Annotated in this window: 15 protein-coding genes; 7 read left to right on the top strand and 8 right to left on the bottom strand. The window is 61.0% G+C overall.

Annotation, left to right across the window (positions count from 1 at the left end; translation table 11 throughout):
* Positions 1–73: 73 nt before the first annotated feature.
* Entirely contained in the window at positions 74–2992 is a 2919-nt protein-coding gene (gene gcvP, locus D3Y59_RS11845; RefSeq protein WP_119445243.1) for an aminomethyl-transferring glycine dehydrogenase, read from the bottom strand.
* Positions 2993–3294: 302 nt separating this feature from the next.
* Here gcvP and D3Y59_RS11840 point away from each other — a divergent pair, with 302 nt between their 5' ends.
* A complete protein-coding gene (locus tag D3Y59_RS11840; protein ID WP_119445242.1) occupies positions 3295–4530 on the top strand; it encodes an NAD(P)-dependent oxidoreductase in 1236 nt (411 codons plus the stop codon).
* An 82-nt stretch (positions 4531–4612) separates the two neighbouring features.
* On the opposite strand, the gene D3Y59_RS11835 is transcribed toward D3Y59_RS11840, so the two are convergent.
* The 3 genes from D3Y59_RS11835 to D3Y59_RS11825 all read right to left on the bottom strand — a co-directional run bounded on the left by D3Y59_RS11835 (position 4613) and on the right by D3Y59_RS11825 (position 6670).
* Positions 4613–5452 carry a DUF1206 domain-containing protein gene (locus tag D3Y59_RS11835; RefSeq protein ID WP_162910723.1) on the bottom strand — a complete coding sequence of 280 codons (840 nt, stop codon included), beginning with the start codon at positions 5450–5452 and terminating at the stop codon, positions 4613–4615.
* A 60-nt stretch (positions 5453–5512) separates the two neighbouring features.
* Positions 5513–6097, bottom strand: a complete 585-nt coding sequence (locus D3Y59_RS11830) for a DNA-binding protein (protein WP_162910722.1) — start codon at positions 6095–6097, stop codon at positions 5513–5515.
* 264 nt (positions 6098–6361) lie between these two features.
* The gene (locus D3Y59_RS11825; protein WP_119445239.1) at positions 6362–6670 is read right to left on the bottom strand and encodes a hypothetical protein; all 309 of its coding nucleotides are present in this window, start codon (positions 6668–6670) and stop codon (positions 6362–6364) included.
* Between the two features lie 130 nt (positions 6671–6800).
* On the opposite strand from D3Y59_RS11825, the gene D3Y59_RS11820 reads away from it, so the two are divergent.
* Positions 6801–7268 carry a DUF6799 domain-containing protein gene (locus tag D3Y59_RS11820; protein WP_119445238.1) on the top strand — a complete coding sequence of 156 codons (468 nt, stop codon included), beginning with the start codon at positions 6801–6803 and terminating at the stop codon, positions 7266–7268.
* A gap of 17 nt (positions 7269–7285) precedes the next feature.
* On the opposite strand, the gene D3Y59_RS11815 is transcribed toward D3Y59_RS11820, so the two are convergent.
* Positions 7286–9271 (bottom strand): WG repeat-containing protein, encoded by a 1986-nt coding sequence (locus D3Y59_RS11815; RefSeq protein ID WP_119445237.1) that lies wholly within the window; start codon positions 9269–9271, stop codon positions 7286–7288.
* Between the two features lie 127 nt (positions 9272–9398).
* On the opposite strand from D3Y59_RS11815, the gene D3Y59_RS11810 reads away from it, so the two are divergent.
* Positions 9399–9800: a hypothetical protein gene (locus D3Y59_RS11810; RefSeq protein ID WP_119445236.1), complete on the top strand. Its 402-nt coding sequence runs from the start codon at positions 9399–9401 to the stop codon at positions 9798–9800.
* An 84-nt stretch (positions 9801–9884) separates the two neighbouring features.
* A complete protein-coding gene (locus D3Y59_RS11805; protein ID WP_119445235.1) occupies positions 9885–10895 on the top strand; it encodes a hypothetical protein in 1011 nt (336 codons plus the stop codon).
* Positions 10896–10991: 96 nt separating this feature from the next.
* Here D3Y59_RS11805 and D3Y59_RS11800 read toward each other — a convergent pair whose 3' ends face one another.
* Positions 10992–11486, bottom strand: coding sequence for an RlpA-like double-psi beta-barrel domain-containing protein (locus tag D3Y59_RS11800; protein WP_205590830.1), 495 nt, complete (start codon positions 11484–11486; stop codon positions 10992–10994).
* Between the two features lie 402 nt (positions 11487–11888).
* On the opposite strand from D3Y59_RS11800, the gene D3Y59_RS11790 reads away from it, so the two are divergent.
* From D3Y59_RS11790 to odhB, 3 genes are all read left to right on the top strand, one after another.
* Positions 11889–13085: an SMP-30/gluconolactonase/LRE family protein gene (locus D3Y59_RS11790; protein WP_119445232.1), complete on the top strand. Its 1197-nt coding sequence runs from the start codon at positions 11889–11891 to the stop codon at positions 13083–13085.
* A gap of 251 nt (positions 13086–13336) precedes the next feature.
* On the top strand, positions 13337–16198 hold the full coding sequence (locus D3Y59_RS11785) for a 2-oxoglutarate dehydrogenase E1 component (RefSeq protein ID WP_119445231.1): 2862 nt from the start codon (positions 13337–13339) through the stop codon (positions 16196–16198).
* A gap of 150 nt (positions 16199–16348) precedes the next feature.
* Complete coding sequence (gene odhB, locus D3Y59_RS11780; RefSeq protein WP_119445230.1) at positions 16349–18013, top strand: 2-oxoglutarate dehydrogenase complex dihydrolipoyllysine-residue succinyltransferase; 1665 nt, start codon at positions 16349–16351, stop codon at positions 18011–18013.
* Between the two features lie 164 nt (positions 18014–18177).
* Here odhB and D3Y59_RS11775 read toward each other — a convergent pair whose 3' ends face one another.
* Complete coding sequence (locus D3Y59_RS11775) at positions 18178–18555, bottom strand: group III truncated hemoglobin (protein ID WP_119445229.1); 378 nt, start codon at positions 18553–18555, stop codon at positions 18178–18180.
* Between the two features lie 266 nt (positions 18556–18821).
* Complete coding sequence (locus D3Y59_RS11770; protein WP_119445228.1) at positions 18822–19235, bottom strand: group III truncated hemoglobin; 414 nt, start codon at positions 19233–19235, stop codon at positions 18822–18824.
* Positions 19236–19272: the final 37 nt, after the last annotated feature.

Below are 19272 nucleotides of genomic sequence, written 5' to 3'. Positions count from 1 at the left end.
GGCAGCGGGCCTTTTTGTTTGTATTTGGTAGTTAGTACTGAGTACTTGGTATCATGTACTCAGTACTAACTACTCAATACGACGGACCTTTGTCGGTGGGCACGAGGTGCTCCTCCTGGTCGGCGTAGGCCTCGATGGGCGTGCAAGCGCAAATCAGGTTCCGGTCGCCGTACGCCGAGTCGATGCGCGACACGGTGGGCCAGAACTTGTAGCGACGGGCGAAGTCAGTGGGGTAAGCGGCCTGCTCGCGGGTGTAGGGGCGCGTCCATTCTTCCTGCAGCAGCACGGCGGCGGTGTGCGGCGCGTGCTTCAGCAGGTTGTCTTTGGCATCGGCGCGCCCTTCTTCCACAGCCCGAATCTCCTCACGGATCTTGATCATGGCCTCGCAGAAGCGGTCCAGTTCCTCCTTGCTTTCCGACTCGGTGGGCTCCACCATAAGCGTGCCTGCCACCGGGAACGACACGGTGGGCGCGTGGTAGCCGTAGTCCATCAGGCGCTTGGCAATGTCCTCCACCTCAATGCCAGCTTTCTTGAACTGGCGGCAGTCGAGAATCATTTCGTGGGCGCAACGGCCGTTTTCGCCCGTGTACAGCACCGGGTAGTGCTCCTCGAGGCGAGCCTTAATGTAGTTCGCGTTCAGGATAGCCGTTTCGGTGGCTGCCTTCAGGCCTTCGCCGCCCATCATGGCGATGTAGGCGTACGAAATGGGCAGAATGCTGGCCGAGCCCCACGGAGCGGCCGAAACAGCGCCTTCGGTGCGGCCGTCGGCATCTACCACCACGTGGCCGGGCAGGTAGGGGGCCAGGTCGGCTACTACGCCGATGGGGCCTACGCCGGGGCCGCCGCCGCCGTGCGGAATGCAGAAGGTTTTGTGCAGGTTCAGGTGGCACACGTCGGCGCCGATGTTGGCGGGCGACGTGAGGCCTACTTGGGCGTTCATGTTGGCGCCGTCCATGTACACGCGGCCGCCGTGCTCGTGAATGATGTTGCAGATGTCGATGATGCTCTCCTCGTACACGCCGTGCGTGCTGGGGTAGGTCACCATCAGGCAGCTCAGCTTATCGGAGTACTGCTCGGCCTTGGCGCGCAGGTCGTCGAGGTCGATTTCGCCGCGCTCGGTGCTTTTCACTACCACAATCTGCATGCCCACCATGGCCGCCGAAGCCGGGTTGGTGCCGTGGGCCGAGGCCGGAATAAGGGCCACGTTGCGGTGGTGGTCGCCGCGGGCGTCGTGGTACGCCTTAATTACGAGCAAGCCGGCGTATTCGCCCTGCGCACCCGAGTTGGGCTGCAGCGAAACGGCATCGAAACCGGTAACCTCGCACAGCCAGGCCTCCAGGTCTTTGAAGATTTGCGAGTAGCCTTGCGCCTGCTCGCGCGGCGCGAAGGGGTGCAACTGGCCAATCTCGGGCCAGGTGACCGGAATCATCTCGGCGGTAGCGTTGAGCTTCATGGTGCACGAGCCCAGCGAAATCATCGAGTGCGTCAGCGAGAGGTCTTTGTTCTCGAGCTGCTTCATGTAGCGCAGCAACTCGTGCTCCGAGTGGTGCGTGTTGAACACCTCGTGCTTCAGGAACTCCGACTTGCGGATGAGGTTAGCGGGCCACACCAGCTCGGCATCGGCCGGCACTGCAACCGAACCAGCTGCCTGCTTGCCCAACACCTTGCCAAACGCACCTAGGATGTCGGCTACGTCTTGCGGCTCGGCGTTTTGGTGCAGCGAAATGCCCACGTTGCTTTCGCCAAAGTAGCGCAGGTTGATGCCTACGGCTTCCAGCTCGCGCTTCAGGGCTTGCTGCAGCTCGGCGCTTTCCAGCTTCAGCGAAACAGTATCGAAGTAATTCTCCACCAGCAACTCGGCGCCTAAGCCGCGCAGGCCCTCGGCCAGCTGGCGCGTGAGCAGGTGCACGTTGGTGGCAATTTGCTTGAGGCGCTCGGGGCCGTGGTACACGGCGTACATGCCGGCAATAACCGACAGCAGCACCTGCGCGGTGCAAATGTTGGAGGTGGCCTTTTCGCGGCGGATGTGCTGCTCGCGCGTTTGCAGGGCCATGCGGTAGGCGCGGTTGCCGGTGGCGTCCACGCTCTGGCCGATGATGCGGCCCGGAATTACGCGCTTGTACGCATCCTTGGTAGCAAAGAAACCGGCGTGCGGGCCGCCGTAGCCCATCGGTACGCCAAAGCGTTGCGAGTTGCCCACCACGGCATCGGCGCCCATCTCGCCGGGCGAGGTGAGCAGCGTAAGGGCCAGCAGGTCGGCAGCTACGGCCACAAACTGGCCGCGCTCGTGGGCTTGGGCGATGAAATCGGTGTAATCGAACACCTCGCCGTCGGCGGCGGGGTACTGCACCAGGCCGCCAAAAATGGCTTCGTCGCTGAGGTCGGTGCTGCGGTGGTCGCCCACAATCAGCTCGATGCCCAGGGGCGTGGCGCGCGTGCGCAGCACGTCGATGGTTTGGGGCAGCACCTGCTCCGACACAAAGAACTTGGTGGCGTTCTTCTTTTTGGTGAGGCCATGGAACATGTTCATGGCTTCGGCGGCGGCGGTGCCTTCGTCGAGCAACGAAGCGTTGGCAATTTCGAGGCCCGTCAGCTCAATTACCATTGTTTGGTAGTTGATGAGGGCTTCGAGGCGGCCTTGCGCAATTTCGGCCTGGTAGGGCGTGTAAGCCGTGTACCAGCCGGGGTTTTCCATGATGTTGCGCAGGATTACCGGCGGCAGCTGGGTGTCGTGGTAACCCAGGCCGATAAACGAGCGGAACACTTTGTTTTGGCCGGCAATCTGCTTGAACTTCTGCAGAAACTGGCGCTCGGTAAGAGCCGCGGGCAGGTTCAGCTCGCGCTTCAGCCGGATGCGGGCCGGTACGGTTTCATTGATGAGCTGATCCACCGACTCAACGCCGATGGTTTGCAGCATCTCGGCCACGGCCACGGCGTCAGGACCGTTGTGGCGGTCAACGAACACGTCGGCGGGCTTGAAGGACAACTTCATACAGGGAAACAGATGGATGGCGGGAAATGGGACCTCGTTAGGCCCTAACAAAGGTAGCTCGAAATGGATTGCCCCTTAAACCAAAAAGCCGACGAAAATGTGCAAAAAGCAGCTGCTTGTCTGGGCAGCGGATTGGCCCCGTCGGGTAGCTGCCCTAGGTGGCGGTGGTGGTTGAGCTTGTGCGGCAGCCGTCACCTAGGGCCACAAGGGGCAAGCGGGGCACCGGCCGCAAGCGCTTGGCGGAGTACTTATGCCTGAAAACAATAGCTTTGCCGTTACCACCCACCCGTTAGGTTACCGCTATGCCACCCATTCGTTTAGGCCTGATTCGCGAAGGCAAAGTACCCGTCGACCGCCGCGTGCCGCTTACGCCCAAAAAGTGCGTGGAGGTGCAACAAACCTGGCCGCACGTGAAAGTGGTGGTGCAAAGCAGCGACATCCGCAGCTACGCCGACCAGGAGTACCGCGACTTAGGCATTGAGGTGCAAGCCGATGTATCGGACTGCGACATCCTGATGGGCGTGAAGGAAGTGCCCGTGGCGCAGCTCATTCCGAACAAAACGTATTTGTTCTTTTCGCACACCGTGAAAAAGCAGCCCGCCAACCGGGAGTTGCTGCGCCAAGTGCTGCAAAAGGACATTACGCTCATCGACTACGAAATGCTCACCAACGCCGAGGGCGAGCGAATTGTGGCGTTTGGGCGCTGGGCCGGCATTGTAGGCGCCTACAACGGCCTGCTCACCTACGGCCGCAAGCACGGCCTGTACCAACTGAAGCCTGCCTACCAGTGCACCGACCTAGGCGACATGCAGGAGGAGTACTTTAAAGTGAAGCGCCTGCCGCCCATTAAAATTGCCGTAACGGGCTCGGGCCGCGTGGCCAAAGGCGCTCTGGAGGTGCTCGATTGCATGGGCATCCGGCAGGTAAGCGTGTACGATTACCTGTACCACGATTTTGCGGAGCCGGTGTACACGCAGCTGCGCTCCTCCGACTACAACGCCCGCCAGGACGGCCGCGTGTGGGATACGCCCGATTTCCACCGCAACCCGCAGGAATACAAGTCGACGTTCGACAAGTTTTTGCCCGTAACCGACCTGCTCGTTGCCTGCGCCTACTGGCACCCCACGGCACCTAGGCTGTTTTCGGAAGACGACACGCGCCGCCCCGGTTTCCGCATCAACACCATTGCCGACGTAACCTGCGACGTCGACGGCTCCATCCCCGTCACCAAGCGCAGCACCAGCATCCCCGATCCGGCCTTCGACTACAACCCCGCCACCGGCGAGCTGGAGCCGGCGTACGCGCGCCCCAACAACATAACGGTCATGGCCGTGGATAACCTGCCCTGCGAGCTGCCCCGCAACGCCTCGCGCGACTTCGGCCGGCAGCTCATCGATAACGTGTTTCCGTATTTGTTCGGGCCCGACCCCGACCGCGTAATCGAGCGGGCTACCATTGCCGCCCACGGGCAGCTGGCCCCGCGGTTTGAGTATCTGCAGGACTACGCAAGCGCGAACACCTTGGCCAGCGTGCACTAATGCGCTGCCCTAGGTGCAAACACAACGAAGCCCGCCCGGCAGCAGTGCCGGGCGGGCTTCGTTGTGTTTGCACCTAGGACGATTAAACGCCGCGCAGGATGGGGTACTTGGCTCGCACAAACATGTACAGGCCGTAGGCCACCAGGCCCAGTGCTACCACCAGCAGCACGCCCGCGCCCATGCTGGCCAACAAATCAAAGGCGCCTCCGGTGTCCTGGGCTGCGTTGGCATTGCTTTGCATGGCAGCCTGCACCAAAAAGTAACCCAAAATGCCCCACACAATGCCGCGGGCGGTGTAGCCTAACTGGCCCATGCGGTATACCAAACGTTGCTGGTTGGCCGGAATCTGGCTGGAGTTGACGTGCTTGGCAAACGAACCCGAGTAAGCCCGGATAAGCTGGTACACGCCAATGCCAATTACCGTGAGGCCGATGGCGCCCACCAGCCACTGCCCGTACGATTGCTCGAGCAGCGTGGCCACAAACGACTGGCGCGAGTTGCCGCTGCCGCTGCCGGCCGAGGTATTTTCGAAAGCAGCCTTGCCGGCAATGTACGCCAGCACGCCGTAGCCCAGCGCGCTAGCCGCGTAAGACAGGCGCTTGCCCATGCCTTTGGCGCTGTTGCCATGGCCTTCAGTGTCGCGGATGGCCTGCACAAAGCGCCACAGCACGTAGCCGGCCAGGCCCAGGGCCACCAGGCCCAGCAGCCAGCGGCCCATGGGCATGTCCTGAATGGTTTGCAGCACCTGGGTTTTGTCGGCGGTGCGGCCGCCTTCGGTGCCGGTGGCGGCCATTACGGCCAGCACGCCCAGCACGGTGTACACCATGCCTTTGGCCGCAAAGCCTAGGCGGGCCAGGGTGCGGATGCCGTCGGAAGGCGAGGCCGGAAGATGCGTTGGAATATGAGAAGCTAGGGTAGCCATGGTAGTTCGCATGAAAGGGTTAACACCTAGCATACGCACCTATAGCGCCGAAAGGTTAACTTATTGTTGGTTGTGGCTTAGGGCCAGTGCCGAGCGGAAGATTTTGGCGCCTAAGGCTTTAAGCGGGTAATTCTCCGGCAAATCGAGCGTAACGATGGGCTTGGCCCCGAAAGCCGGGTGCTGCAACAGCTCGTTGAGGTTGCCGCCCGGCGTGAGGTACGGAATGAAAAACGAGTCGGCCAACTCGGCCACGAGCTGGTTGCGAATGGCCGCCGTATCCGGCGTGATGCTGTGCACGTCGTCGGCAAAGGGCGTAACAAACAGTAAGTGCCCGGCGGCCACCGGCACTTCGTACTCAAAGCGGGTGCTAGGCTGAATGCCCCGCCCAAGCGCGTACACCACCGGGTGCCACTGCCCCTGCAGCAAGTAGCGCAGCACCGCCTGCTCGAGCCGCGAGTGAAACCCCGACAGCACGCACGTGCCCTCGTAGCGCTGCTCCAGCGCCCACAAATACACCGGCTTTTCGATGGCGCTGGGGTAATCGCGCGAGCACAAAAAGGCCGTTTTGTGCAAACGCAGCAAGGCTTTGTTGCCGAGTGTCAGCAGATCGTCGGGGGCGGGGTACATGGGGCTTGTGGGCAGCAAAGGCGAGTGGTTCGGAAAGGCATTGCGTATGAAAACCAAAAACCGCCGATAAGCCGCGGAGCCGGGCACACCGAGGGCCAAGCACTCTAAGCCTACGCCGGGCTGCCGCCGAGGTTGTGGCCCCGGGCCGTTGCGCGCCCGGCCCTAGGTGCGCCCGTAGGCCGAGCGCGCAACAGCCAATGCGGCGCAGGCCGGCCGAAAAAGCAAAGCGCCTGCCCCTGATAACAGGGGCAGGCGCTTACACGTGCGCTCAAGCGCTAAAGATTACTTCTTCTGGGTTTCGTCAACCACGCCATCGGCGGGCTTGTTTTGCACCATGGCGGTGTCGCCCTTTTCGGGAGCTACGGTGTTCTGGCCGTCGTTGTCGGGCGTTACGGCATCGGCGGCGGCGTTGCCAGCGGCATCGGCAGCGTTCGAGGTGGCGTTAGCCGCATCCGAAGTAGCGTTGGCCGCATCGTTGGCTGCGCTTTCGGTCGTAGCTTCGGCGTTTTCTTGGGTTTTCTCGCTGCACGAGGTCGTAGCGAAAGCAGCGAAGGCGGCAACTGCCAGCAGGGTTTTGAAGGAGAATTTCATGATGTTTGGCTGTTTTTGGTGGACAAATCGAAGCTTGATACCCCATTCGTCGAAAGGTAACCCGGCGCCCCACCAACGTTGGGCAACCAGGCGGCGTAAAACCGGCTTCGCTTACGTGCTTGCTTTTCTGATGTTACCACACCGGCACCTCGCCATTTGGCACACGGTTTACCTAGGGGCAGCGCTGGCCTGCCTGCTGAGCGGGCCCGCCACAGCGCAGTCGGGCGCCGCCACCGACGACGGCTTCCTGCGCCAAAACGGCACCACCTACGTGGTGCGCCACGGTCAGCTGCGCCCGCTTCAGCGCGAGGTGCGCCTGCCCAACGGCCGTACCATCACGCCCGAGGGGTTTGTAATTGGCCCCAACGGCCAACGGCAGCCGCTGGCCGAAGGGCAAGCCTGCGACTTGCAGGGCACGCCACGCGCCGCCCGGCGCCATCCCAACGGCAGCTGGGCGGTGGCCGGTGGCCGCTCGGCCCCCAAAAGCGTGCAAACCACAAGCTCGGCCGAGGAACGCTGGATGTCGCCGGGCCAGCTTAAAAAGTGGCTAAAGCGCCACGGTAAACGAAAAAAGTACCACGACGGCGACGACGATTAGCCCCGGCAGCTACCGGGCTATTCGGCCACTTCGTCGCCGTCTTCGTCGATGAAAAAGGTGCGGCCGTTTTGCTGCACGCGCGCCCGGCCCTCGGCAAAGTCGGTGGCGTGCTCGTAGCGGCCAAAGGGCTCCAGGCTGCGCTCGGGGTCGGTTAGGTGCTTGGGCGTGATGAACGTGTAGGCGCCATCGAGGCGCACCCGCGCCAACCCGTTGCGGAAAGGGTACGCCTCCTGAAACAGGCGCGGCTGATCGGGTACGCCCGCATCGGGCCCGCTGATGTAGTACCAGCCGCGGCCGTCGAGCACGGGCGCGTAGCCCTCGGCAAAATCGTAGGCGTTGTAGAAGTAGTGGCTGAACTCGGCGCCTTCTTCGTCGATAAAAGTGTACAAGTCGCCGATGCGCACACGGGCGTAACCGCCGGCGTATGGGTTTAGGGCATCGTAGGCGGGCGGTACCACCTCGGTGCCGTCGGTGTCCACAAACCCGAAAGCTCCGTCGCGCTCCACCACGGCCAAGTCCTCCTGAAACGGCTGCACCGCATCGTACTTCGCCTCAATTACCGGCTCGTCGCCCTTGGCAAAGCCCCAGCGGCCGTTGGCTTGGTAAGGCTCGGGCGCGCTGCTGCCCAACAGCTTGTTGCCAAGCCACACCAGCACCAGCACACCTAGGGCGCCGGCCAGCAGCTTCAGCAAGTTGGGGGTAAGGTGCGGGCTTAGCCGCTCCCGCGCCGCCGCTACGCCCTGCGCAAGCCGGCCGGCGAGTTCTTGCGCGCCGGCTTTGACCGCCGCAACATCGAAAGCCGATGGTGTTGGGGCGCTGCTGTCGGTTTGCATCGTTGGGGCCGCGGCCCTAGGTGGCGTTGGCGTAGGCGGCGGGGTGGGCAACGGAGGTGCTACCGAAGTCGCAACCGCAGCGGGTTGCTCACCCGCCGCCGGAGCCGTTGCTGGCTGAGGCGCCGTTTGCAGCCGCTGAATCAGGTGCTCCAGGGCCTGAATTTTGGCGTCGAGGTCGTGGTTGCGCTGCTGCCACTCCTGCTGCGATTGGCGCAGGGCGGCGGCTTCTTCTTCTTTGGCTTGGCTCTCGTGCGCCAGCCGGGCCTGCAGCTCGGCCGCGTTCGGGGCCGATTGCGCCTGAGCTTGGGCCAGTTGGGTGCGCAGCTGAGCCATGCTCTGTTCGCGGGCGGCCTCGCGGGCTTCGAGGGCGCGCACTTGCTCGGCCAGCTGCTGTTGCAGGGCGGCTTGCTGCTGCTCCAGTTCGTGCTTGCGGTCCTCGGTTTGGGCGGCCAGCTCGTAGGTATCCGGCGAAAGCGAGTCGATGTCTTCGGCTCCAATCCAGCGCCAGAGCTGGCGGGCCGAGTTGTGCATCAGCGAGCCAAAGGTGCGCGGGCCGTTCTTGTGCTCCGCGGCGTTGGGGGCACCTAGGGCGCCGGGCAGGGCTTCGGCCAGGTGGCGAATGTCGGCGGCGGTCAGCTCAATTTCTGGCGTAGCTAACTGCGCCAAGCGCCGCGGCAGGCGCGCTACCTCAGGCAGCAGCTGAAACTGCCGGGCCTCGGGCGCCTCGGCCATGCTGGCCTCCACATCGGTGCCAAAGCGCACGGGGCCGGTGGGCACCCAAAGGCCCGTTACGAAGCGGCTGTTTAGGGCATCGGGCGGCATCAGCGGCCCAATTAGCTGGAGGACGGCCTCGCGCTGTTCCTGAAAAGCCACGTAGGGGTTAACGGCCCCGCCCGCTGGCAGCGGCACGCCATTGAGCTGCCAAGTGCTGCCCGCAAACGACGAAATACTTAGCTCGCCGGCCCCGGGGTGCAGCACCAGCAGCGTAAGGCTGTGCGGACGCACCAGCAGCGCATCCACGGCCGAGCTGTTGGGCAAGCGCAGCGGGCCGGCCAGCAGCGCATCGGCCTGGCTGGTTTGGGCCGACGCCTGAAGGGCGTCGCGCACGGCTTCGAACAGGGCTTGCCGGGCCGGATCGGAAAAAGTAACAGACTGAAAAACGTGCAGCATAGAAAGCCACCGCAAGTTGGTGGCACGAAAAGCAATCGACGGCCTTGGGCGGTCAACTTTTTGGGTACAGCCAAAGTATACGCAAGCGGTTGCCGTTTCTGTTTGTTTGATTTTCCCGTCTTGTTCTATGGATTCGCTTACGCCCACTCCCACCCACACGCCCGAATTTCAGGCGCCGCTCGAAGTAACTGATGGCCAGCACTCCGCGCTAATCGACGATACCCTGGCCCTGCTCGGCAACGGCGTGCCCACGCAAGCCGATCAGTACGGCCTCACCGAAATCGACCGGTGGACGGAGGTATTGCGCGCCAGCGAAAAAACCGGCCTGGCCAAAATCATTCAGGAGCTGACAACGCTGCGCGAACAGCTTACTTCTGATAGCATCGACTCGCACACCCTGGCCGAAACGCTGGCTACCCTAGGTGCCGAAACCAGCAAAGTGGCCGACGACGCCTCCGGCGGCTACGGCCCGCCGCTGGCCCAACTGGGCAAGCTGCTCATCAAGCTCGGCTCGTCGTTGTCGCGCTAGGTATCAGGCGTATCCGCCCACAATAGCGCTGCCCGCCACGGCCGGTTCGTTCCGGCTGCGGCGGGCAGTGTATTTTTGCGGCCTATGGCAGCCGTTCCTACGCCCGATCTTACGCTCTACGACCCCTTTGTGCGCATGCAGTTGGTAGCGCCCAACTGCTTTTTGTGCGGCACCCCCGTCGACCCGGCCACCGACAAAGTGCCGGTGTTTGCGCCGTGGTTGCGCGAGCGGTATCAGCTGGGCGGCAAGCCCATTCAAATGCTCGATCAGAGCACAAGCAATTTTGACGAGCTCAGCATACCGTGCTGCGCCAAGTGCCAGCACGAGCACGTAAACGCCTTGGAGGCGCGCGTGGAGCAGGCCACCACCGAAAGCCCGCAAGGCTTGCGCACCCTCGATGAGCAAACCCTGTTTTTGTGGTTGGGCAAGATGTTTTACGGCATCTTCGTGAACGAGCTGGCGCGCGAGTTGGAGCCCCTCATTAAGCCGCGCTACCCGCTGGCCGAAAACCGCACGCTGTTCAGCCGCTTCCGCTGCTTCTTCCAGGTGCTGCAGGCCTTGCGCGTACCCATGCAGTACGACGACTTCATGCCTGGCTCGGTGTTTTTGCTTGACGTGGACCTAGGGCCCGACGACGCTCCCTTTGCCTACGACGACGACCTGGCTACCATGGTGTTCAGCATTCGCCTCGGCAACGTGGCCGTGGTTAGCTGTTTGCTCGACAATGCCATGCTGCGCGACGTGATGGAACGCGTGTACGCCGATGCGCAAACGCGTCCGCTGCACCCGGTGCAGTTGGCCGAGTTTAAGGCGCGTGTGTACTACGGGGCTTACCTCATCAGTGCCATTCCGGAGTACTTCCCTCGCCCGGTAAAGCCCGGCGACGAAGTGCTCGTGATGGACACTTTCCTGGATGACGTAACCGGCGCCGTGTTCAACCCCTGGGATACCATGGCTTACGCCCAAACGCTCGAGGAGCTGTGGCTGCCGTGGCAAATAGGGCTGCGCGATATTTTGCGCGACCCGCACCAGCCGCTTAGCTACCTCTACGATGCAGAGGGCAACCCGCGGGTGCTGGCGCAGTTTCCGGAATAACACGCGCACTGCTTCAGGAATATAGGAAGCAGCTAAGCTTCGATAAGACGCAACAGGCCTAGGTAGGCGCGAGCATGCTTGGGCTGGGCAGGCGGCTTAGCTGGCCTGCCACTGCGGAATTACCGCGGGGCGCTTGGGCACGGGGCTGATGCGTACGTTGCCCCAGCGGCCGTAAATGTCTTCGTGCTTGGCCACGAGCAGGTCGATGCCACGCTTAAAGCGGCGGTTCATCGTGTCGTGGATTACGTAAACCCCGTCGAGCTCGGGCGAAACGCCCCGCACCTGCACGGAGTCGCCGTAGCTGAACGGGCCGCCCCACTTGTCAAGGAGGTCGCGCGACAAGGCCATCCAGCGGATTTTGCTTGTGGCGCGGCGGGGGATGCGGGAGTTATCGGCCGTGATGAGCGGGTCCGAATCGGTTTGCCGGGCATCGGCCATGTACACGGTGGCCGTTACGCGGTAGGTGGGCAGCTTACGAGGAGCTTGGTAAGCTACCGGGGCTGGCGATGGTTTCACTTTTACCACGCGCGGTGCCAGGGGCGCAGTGGGCAAGTTCCGGGGAGCGAAATCGGAGGCGGAGGGGAAAAACAAATACAGGAGGAACAGTGCGATAGACATCTCGTTAGGGTTCGTGCACTCCCTCTTTCACCTGGGGAGGTTAAGGTCCGGCCGACGCACGGCCAGAATTCATATGAGTAAGAAGGCGCGAATGTGGCCTTGCTTGCCAGAGTTCAGAGTGTTTAAGGTATATAATTTAATTTGTTTAGTGTAAGTAATTGTAAGTTAAATTATATAAACAGGTGTTTTGGGTCTGTAAACGGCGCACAGAGGTAGCTTAAACGAGGGTAGCTCCGGAGGGTTATGGTGGAAGCAAACCAGGCGATTAGTGGCCATTGCACGGAGGCGTGCCTTAACCACCGGTAAGCGGCTGCGTACGTGCAGTACAGCCCGATACCGCCCTTGGGCTTTTGCCGCAAACCAAACCTTAACACCATGAAAAACTTGTGCTTACCCGGCTCGGCTGAGCTGGTGCGCCGCTCCCTAGGTGCCGCTTTGGTAGCAATGCTGCTGGCAGGCTGCTCGTCGCGTCAGCAACCCGACGAAACCGCCGTTCAGCAAAACGCGGATGGTAGTAACCAGGCCGCCGAGGCTAAAGTTCCGGTTAACTCGGCGCTACAGGTAGTGGCCGAGTTTCAGGAGCCGCAAATTGTGGGCGTGGCCGCCACGCCCGATGGCCGCGTGTTCGGCGTGTTTCCGAGGTGGGACGACAACCCCGTGAACCCCATTGCCGAGGTAGGCCCCAACAACACCCTGAAGCCGTACCCCAACGCCAGCTGGTGCATGTGGAACGACTCGGTGAAGAACGAACCGGCTAAGCACTGGATTTGCCCGCAGGCCGCCACCGTCGACCGCAACGGCATGCTGTGGGTGCTCGACCCCGCCGCACCCGGCCTGAAAACCGTGGTGAACGGCGGCGCCAAGCTGGTGAAGATCGACCCGAAGACAGACCAAGTGGTGCAAACCATTGTGTTCGATAAGCAAGCCGCGCCAGAGAAGTCCTACCTCAACGACGTGCGCATCGACACCGACAACAACTACGCCTACATCACCGAATCGGCACAGGGCGGTATTGTGGTAGTTGATCTGAAAACCCAAAAAGCGCGCCGCCTGCTTACCAACCACCCCTCCGTAAAGCCCGAGGACATTCGGCTAAACGTGGAGGGCAACCCCATGATCGACGCGCAAGGCAAGCCCATGAAAATTGCTTCGGATGGCATCGCCCTTAGTCGCGACAATAAGCATCTATACTACCAAGCTCTTACCGGACGCACACTCTACCGCATCCCTACCGCAGCCCTGCGCAACGCTGCTCTTTCCGAAACCCAGCTTGGCGAGCAGGTTGAAAACCTAGGGAAGACCACTGCCACCGATGGTATGGAAATCGACCAGGCGGGCAATGTGTACCTAACGGCTTTCGAGCAAAACGCCTTGGTGCGCCGTACGCCCGATGGCAAGGTGAGCGAATGGATTAAAGACCCACGTCTGCAATGGCCCGATACGTACTTCCTGATGCCTGACGGTACCATGTACGTAACTACCTCAGCCATTCACAAAACGCCTACTTGGAACAAAGGCGTCAGCAAAAAAGACCAACCCTACCGCATTTTCAAGACCTCGCTGCCGCAATAAGTTCAGCAGCTTGGCTATTAAAGGCCTGCTCAACCATGAGCAGGCCTTTTCGTTTACAATCGTTTATTATTAAGTGTGAGCCCGATAGCTGCGCTTGTTTCTTCAGCGAGTGAAGTGCTTAAGAAAGTAGCATTGCTGCAGTGTTTAAAAGCTGAGCTTGTTGTGGATCAGCCGTATTTGTGTATGCGCATACGTATTTGCGCTTCTTTCGGTACTACTTACATTTGCCTTTTCCAACATAGCCGTTCTCCATGGACGCATACTCCTATATCGCCAACGCCCACGGCGACTACATCGACCAACTGTACCGAGCCTATAAGAACGACCCAGAGTCGGTTGATTTCGGCTGGCGCAAGTTTTTCGAAGGTTTCGACTTTTCGCAGGCCTACCCCGAGGATGGCCAGAACGGCCCCAACGGGCAAGAAGTAGGCACCGGCGTGCTTACCAAAGCTGCCTCTACCATTGGCACCACGGCCATTAGCTCGTCGGATGCGGTGTCGGCAGATAAGGAAACGGCCGTGCGGAACCTCATTCATGCGTACCGGAGCCGCGGCCACCTGGTGGCCCGCACCAACCCAGTGCGCGAGCGGAAGGACCGCAAGGCTCGCCTGAGCCTGTCGGACTTCGGCCTGAGCGAAGCCGACCTGGACACCACGTTCCGCAACGGCGAGCTGCTCGGCCTGGGTAGCGGTGCCAAGCTGCGCGACATCATCGATGCCCTGCAGAAGATTTACACCCGCACCATCGGGTTCGAGTACATGTACATCCGCGACCCGCAGGTGCTCGACTGGTTCCGCAACAAAGTGGAGCGCGACTCGCTGTCGTTTAACCCCGGCGTTGAGTACAAAAAGCGCATCCTGAGCAAGCTGAACGAGGCGGTGGTGTTCGAAAATTTCCTGCACACGAAGTTCCTAGGTCAGAAGCGCTTTTCGCTCGAAGGGGGCGAAACCACCATTCCGGCGCTCGATGCCATCATCCAAAAGGGTGCTGAGCTGGGCGTGGAGGAAGTGGTAGTGGGCATGGCGCACCGCGGCCGCCTCAACGTGCTGGCCAACATCATGGGCAAAACGTACGAGCAGATCTTCTCGGAATTCGAGGGCACTGCCGTACCGGACCTGACCATGGGCGACGGCGACGTGAAGTACCACATGGGCTACTCGTCGGAGGTGGATACCACCGCCGGCAAGAAAGTGCACCTGAAGCTCGCCCCCAACCCCTCGCACCTCGAGGCCGTGAACCCCGTGGTGGAAGGCTTTGTGCGCGCCAAACTTGATACGCTCTACAAAGGCGATTTCAACCGCGTGCTGCCCATTCTGATTCACGGCGACGCGGCCGTGGCGGGCCAAGGCATCGGCTTTGAGGTGACGCAGATGTCGCAGCTGGAGGGCTACAAGACTGGCGGCACGGTGCACTTCGTCATCAACAACCAGGTGGGCTTCACCACCGACTTCGAAGATGCCCGTTCGTCGATCTACTCGACTGACCTAGCGAAGATCATCGACGCGCCGGTGCTGCACGTGAACGGCGACGACCCCGAAGCCGTAGTGTTTGCCGTGCAGCTAGCCACGGAGTACCGTCAGCAGTTCCACGCCGATATCTTTATTGATATGGTGTGCTACCGCCGCCACGGCCACAACGAGTCGGACGAGCCGAAGTTCACGCAGCCTTCGCTGTACAACGTTATCAGCAAGCACAAAAACCCGCGCGAGGTATACAACGAAACGTTGGTGCAACGCGGCGAAGTGGATGCCAAGCTGGCCGAGCAGATGGACCGCGAGTTCCGCGACTTGCTGCAAGCCCGCCTCGACATGGTGAAGCAGAAGCCGCTGCCCTACAACTACCAAGCCCTCGAAAACGAGTGGCGTACCCTAGGTCGGGCCAAAGCCGAAGACTTTAACCAGTCGCCGGTAACGGGCATTAGCGAAGCGGTGGTTGAAAAAGTAGCCAAGGCGCTGACGACCATTCCGGAGAGCTTTAAGCCCATTAAGCAGATTGAAAATCTGCTGAAAGAGCGCCGCAAGATGTTCTACGAAACGCGCGTGCTCAACTGGGCGGCCGGCGAACAGCTGGCGTACGGCTCGCTGATGCTTGAAAACAAGATTGTGCGCGTAAGCGGCCAGGATGTGCAGCGAGGCACTTTCTCGCACCGCCACGCCGTGCTGCACGATGCCGTTACCTCGGCGCCGTATACGCCGCTCAACCACATCGAGGGCGAGCACGAAGAGCTGCGCATCTACAACTCGTTGCTAAGCGAGTACGGTGTGCTGGGCTTCGAATTTGGCTACGCCATGGCCAACCCCTCGGCGCTGGTTATCTGGGAAGCTCAGTTCGGCGACTTCGCCAACGGCGCCCAAACGATGATCGACCAGTTTATCTCGTCGTCGGAAAGCAAGTGGCAGCGCATGAACGGCCTCGTGATGCAACTGCCTCACGGTTACGAAGGCCAGGGCCCCGAGCACTCCAATGCCCGTCCCGAGCGTTTCCTGCAGCTGTCGGCCGAGCTGAACATGGTGGTTGCCAACATCACCACGCCGGCCAACTTCTTCCATTTGCTGCGCCGTCAGCTGGCCTGGAATTTCCGCAAGCCCTGCGTGGTAATGTCGCCGAAGTCGCTGCTGCGCCACCCGCTGTGCATGTCGCCGGTAGAGGAGTTTACCTCGGGCGGCTTCCGCGAAGTGCTGGGCGATACCTACGCCGACGCCAAAAAAGTGAAGCGCGTGCTGCTGTGCTCGGGCAAAGTGTACTACGACCTGCTGGAGGAGCAAACCAAGAGCGAGCATAAGGATGTAGCCATTGTACGCCTCGAGCAGCTACACCCCTTCCCGCAAACGCAGCTGGCCGCCGAGCTGGCCAAGTACCCCAAAGCCGAATTGATTTGGGTGCAGGAAGAGCCCGAAAACATGGGCTACTGGAACTACATGCTCCGCTACATGCGCCGCGAACTGGCCGATGTGGTGGCTCGCAAGCCCTCGGCTTCGCCTGCTACCGGCTACAACAAGGTGCACGTGCAGGAGCAAAAGCAAATCGTGGCCCGGGCCTTCGGCATCAAGCAAAGCGAGGTCGAAGACCAGAACATCAAGACCACGGCCGCCACGGCTAAGCGCGTAGACTAAGCCGAGTGTAGCGCGAACTTTCGGTTCGCTTTTCGTCGACCAATGCCGTTCGGGCTTTAGCAACGAAACACGAACTAAAAGTTCGCGCTACATCCGCCGCAGCTTCCTACTTTCCCATATCCAACGACATCCTTTCCCACCAGCTAGTACATGGCTCTGGAAATTAAAATACCCGCCGTCGGCGAATCCATCACGGAAGTGACCATCGCCAAGTGGCTTAAGAAAGACGGCGAGGCCGTGAAGCGCGACGAAGTAATTGCCGAGCTCGAATCGGACAAGGCTACGTTTGAGCTGCCCGCCGAGGGCAACGGTACCCTAAAGATTCGCGTGGCCGAAGGCGAAACCATTGGCATTGGCGCGGTTATCGCCGAAATCAGCGGCGACGGTGCCGTGGCTACGGCCCCCGCGGCTGCTTCGGCTACGGCATCGGCACCGGCCCTAGGTGCAGCCGACCCGGTAACGCAAGGCGAGCAGAACCCGCAGGCCAGCAACCAGTCGGGCTACGGGGGTTCGCAGGCTGGCTCGGCTAATACGCCCACCAACGCAGCGCCGGCAACTGCTGGCGGCAACGCCGGCGGTGGCACGGTAGAAATGAAGATTCCGACCGTGGGCGAGTCCATCACGGAAGTAACCGTGGCCAAGTGGCTGAAGCCCGATGGGGCGCAAGTATCGCGCGACGAGGTAATTGCCGAGCTGGAATCGGACAAGGCTACGTTTGAGCTGCCTTCGGAGGCTAGCGGCACGCTGCGCCACGCCGTGAAAGAAGGCGAAACCATTGGCATCGGGGCGGTAATTGCCCGCATCGAGGGTGCTGGCGCTTCGGCTGCTGCGGCCCCGGCGGCTGCTCCGCAGTCCACCGCTGCTGCTCCGGCTGCTTCGGCCTCGGTAGGTGGTAGCTCGGCTTACGCTGCTGGTACGCCTTCGCCGGCTGCTGGCAAAATCCTCGACGAGAAAGGCATCAACGCTGCCAACGTGCAAGGCACCGGCCGCGATGGTCGCATCACCAAAGAGGACGCCCTGAAAGCGCAGCCGCAAGCCGCTGCTCCGGCTGCCGCTCCGGCCGCAGCTGCCCCTGCACCGCAGGCCCAAGCTGCTGCTCCGGCTGCTACCGGCAACCGCAACCAGCGCCGCGAGCGGATGAGCAACCTGCGCAAAACGGTTTCGCGCCGCCTGGTAGCCGTGAAGAACGAAACGGCCATGCTCACCACCTTCAACGAGGTGAACATGCAGCCCATCATGGACCTGCGCAACAAGTTCAAAGACAAGTTCAAGGAGAAGCACTCGGTGGGCCTCGGCTTCATGTCGTTCTTCACCAAGGCGGTTTGCGTAGCCTTGCAAGAGTGGCCGGCCGTAAATGCCCAGATCGACGGTACAGACATCGTGTACAATGATTTCTGCGACATCAGCATCGCCGTATCGGCTCCGAAAGGCTTGGTGGTGCCTGTAATCCGCAACGCCGAGCAGCTGTCGTTCGATGGCATTGAGAAGGAAATCGTGCGTTTGGCTTCGCTGGCCCGCGACAACAAGCTCACCATCGAGCAAATGACCGGCGGCACGTTCACCATTACCAACGGCGGCGTGTTCGGCTCCATGATGAGCACCCCGATTATCAACGCGCCGCAGTCGGCCATCCTGGGTATGCACAACATCGTGCAGCGCCCCATCGCCGAAAACGGCCAGGTGGTAATCCGGCCCATGATGTACTTGGCCCTGAGCTACGACCACCGAATTATCGACGGCCGCGAGTCGGTGTCGTTCCTGGTGCGTGTGAAGGAGCTGCTCGAAGACCCGACCCGTTTGCTGCTGGGGGTGTAACGCTAACGCACCTAGGCAACGTACCAACAAAAAAGCCCGTCTTTGCAGCCGGGCTTTTTTGTTGGGGTTATAACAAAATCGGTAGGGGCGGGAGGTTACGTAATCGACCACCGACAAGCTCAGCATTGGCGGTCTTTTATGTTCGTTTACCCACGCACAGTCATTTAAGCGCTGGCTTCGTCGCTTTGGGCAATGGTGCGGGCAGTGGCTTTGGCTTCTTCGGCTTTGGGGCCGGCAAAATGCTCCTGCACCGTGGCGTTGAACAAGTTCAGCCAACGGCCCGAGTGCGGCCCGGCAAACGCCAAGCCGGCTTCTTGCACCGGGGCCTCGGTGGCGGGCGCCGGCTTCGAGCCCAGCAGTTTGGAGCTCCAGAAATCGTACATCGAAAACAAGTGATGCGGCCAGTACACGCGCGCTACGGCGTTGTACACGGGGCTCAGCACCTCGTCGTGGTCAACCTTTTCGCAAAAGCAGTCTACGAGCGTCTTTACGTCGGCTTCGCGGGTGATGTCGGTAAGGGCAGAAGTCGGAGCGGTTTTCATAGAACGAGGTGACTAGGGGCTCGAAATACGGAGGAGGTTGGGCGCAGGTTGAGCGAAATTAGTGCAAACGTTTGCACGTTACGTCATGAGCTTGGTAGTAGGCTGATAATCAGAATTAAATTTTAAGAAAGCAAGTAAGCTGCCGGTGGCGCTTTGGCCCGTGAGTGCGGCAAGTTTGGCAACGGCCCTAGGTGGTGTGGGGGTGCTTGCTACCCGGCAGCCAAAAACAACGCCCTGCGCCGGTGGAAAGCGCAAGGCGTTGGAAATTACAGGATGGACAACGGCGACTTGGCCGTTTTCATCTTGTACTCGAACATGGAGGCGATGTTGAGCGCCTTCACTTTGGCTTCCTCGGCTTTAGGGCCGCTGAAGTTTTCCTGTACGGTGGCGTAAAACAGCTGCAGCCAACGCTGAAAATGTTCGCCTTCGATGGGCAGCGCCAAGTGCTTGGGAAACGGCCGGCCTTTGTAGCGCATGGTGCCAAACAGCACCGAGCTCCAAAAGTCGTACATGGTGGGCAAGTGCTTGGGCCAGTGCACCTGCGCAATTTGGTTGAATACCGGACCCAGGAGTGCATCCTGGTTTACCTTGTCGTAAAAAGTATCAACCAGCTTTTGGATATCGGCTTCGGTGGTGATGTCGGGAAGCGAAGCGGCCGGAGTAGGAGGGGGGCTCGGCATAAAGCAAAAAGCAAATACGGGCGTTGCCCGAAGCGAA

The organism is Hymenobacter oligotrophus, assembly GCF_003574965.1.
Classification (GTDB): Bacteria; Bacteroidota; Bacteroidia; order Cytophagales; family Hymenobacteraceae; genus Solirubrum; species Solirubrum oligotrophum.
This window is presented reverse-complemented; position numbering and strand designations above follow the sequence as displayed.

What these genes read in the sequence shown, in the direction of transcription:
- gcvP (WP_119445243.1), bottom strand. Translation starts at nt 2,992, where the DNA reads ATGAAGTTGTCCTTCAAGCCCGCCGACGTGTTCGTTGACCGCCACAAC.
- D3Y59_RS11840 (WP_119445242.1), top strand. Translation starts at nt 3,295, where the DNA reads ATGCCACCCATTCGTTTAGGCCTGATTCGCGAAGGCAAAGTACCCGTC.
- D3Y59_RS11835 (WP_162910723.1), bottom strand. Translation starts at nt 5,452, where the DNA reads ATGGCTACCCTAGCTTCTCATATTCCAACGCATCTTCCGGCCTCGCCT.
- D3Y59_RS11825 (WP_119445239.1), bottom strand. Translation starts at nt 6,670, where the DNA reads ATGAAATTCTCCTTCAAAACCCTGCTGGCAGTTGCCGCCTTCGCTGCT.
- D3Y59_RS11820 (WP_119445238.1), top strand. Translation starts at nt 6,801, where the DNA reads ATGTTACCACACCGGCACCTCGCCATTTGGCACACGGTTTACCTAGGG.
- D3Y59_RS11815 (WP_119445237.1), bottom strand. Translation starts at nt 9,271, where the DNA reads ATGCTGCACGTTTTTCAGTCTGTTACTTTTTCCGATCCGGCCCGGCAA.
- D3Y59_RS11810 (WP_119445236.1), top strand. Translation starts at nt 9,399, where the DNA reads ATGGATTCGCTTACGCCCACTCCCACCCACACGCCCGAATTTCAGGCG.
- D3Y59_RS11805 (WP_119445235.1), top strand. Translation starts at nt 9,885, where the DNA reads ATGGCAGCCGTTCCTACGCCCGATCTTACGCTCTACGACCCCTTTGTG.
- D3Y59_RS11790 (WP_119445232.1), top strand. Translation starts at nt 11,889, where the DNA reads ATGAAAAACTTGTGCTTACCCGGCTCGGCTGAGCTGGTGCGCCGCTCC.
- D3Y59_RS11785 (WP_119445231.1), top strand. Translation starts at nt 13,337, where the DNA reads ATGGACGCATACTCCTATATCGCCAACGCCCACGGCGACTACATCGAC.
- odhB (WP_119445230.1), top strand. Translation starts at nt 16,349, where the DNA reads ATGGCTCTGGAAATTAAAATACCCGCCGTCGGCGAATCCATCACGGAA.
- D3Y59_RS11775 (WP_119445229.1), bottom strand. Translation starts at nt 18,555, where the DNA reads ATGAAAACCGCTCCGACTTCTGCCCTTACCGACATCACCCGCGAAGCC.
- D3Y59_RS11770 (WP_119445228.1), bottom strand. Translation starts at nt 19,235, where the DNA reads ATGCCGAGCCCCCCTCCTACTCCGGCCGCTTCGCTTCCCGACATCACC.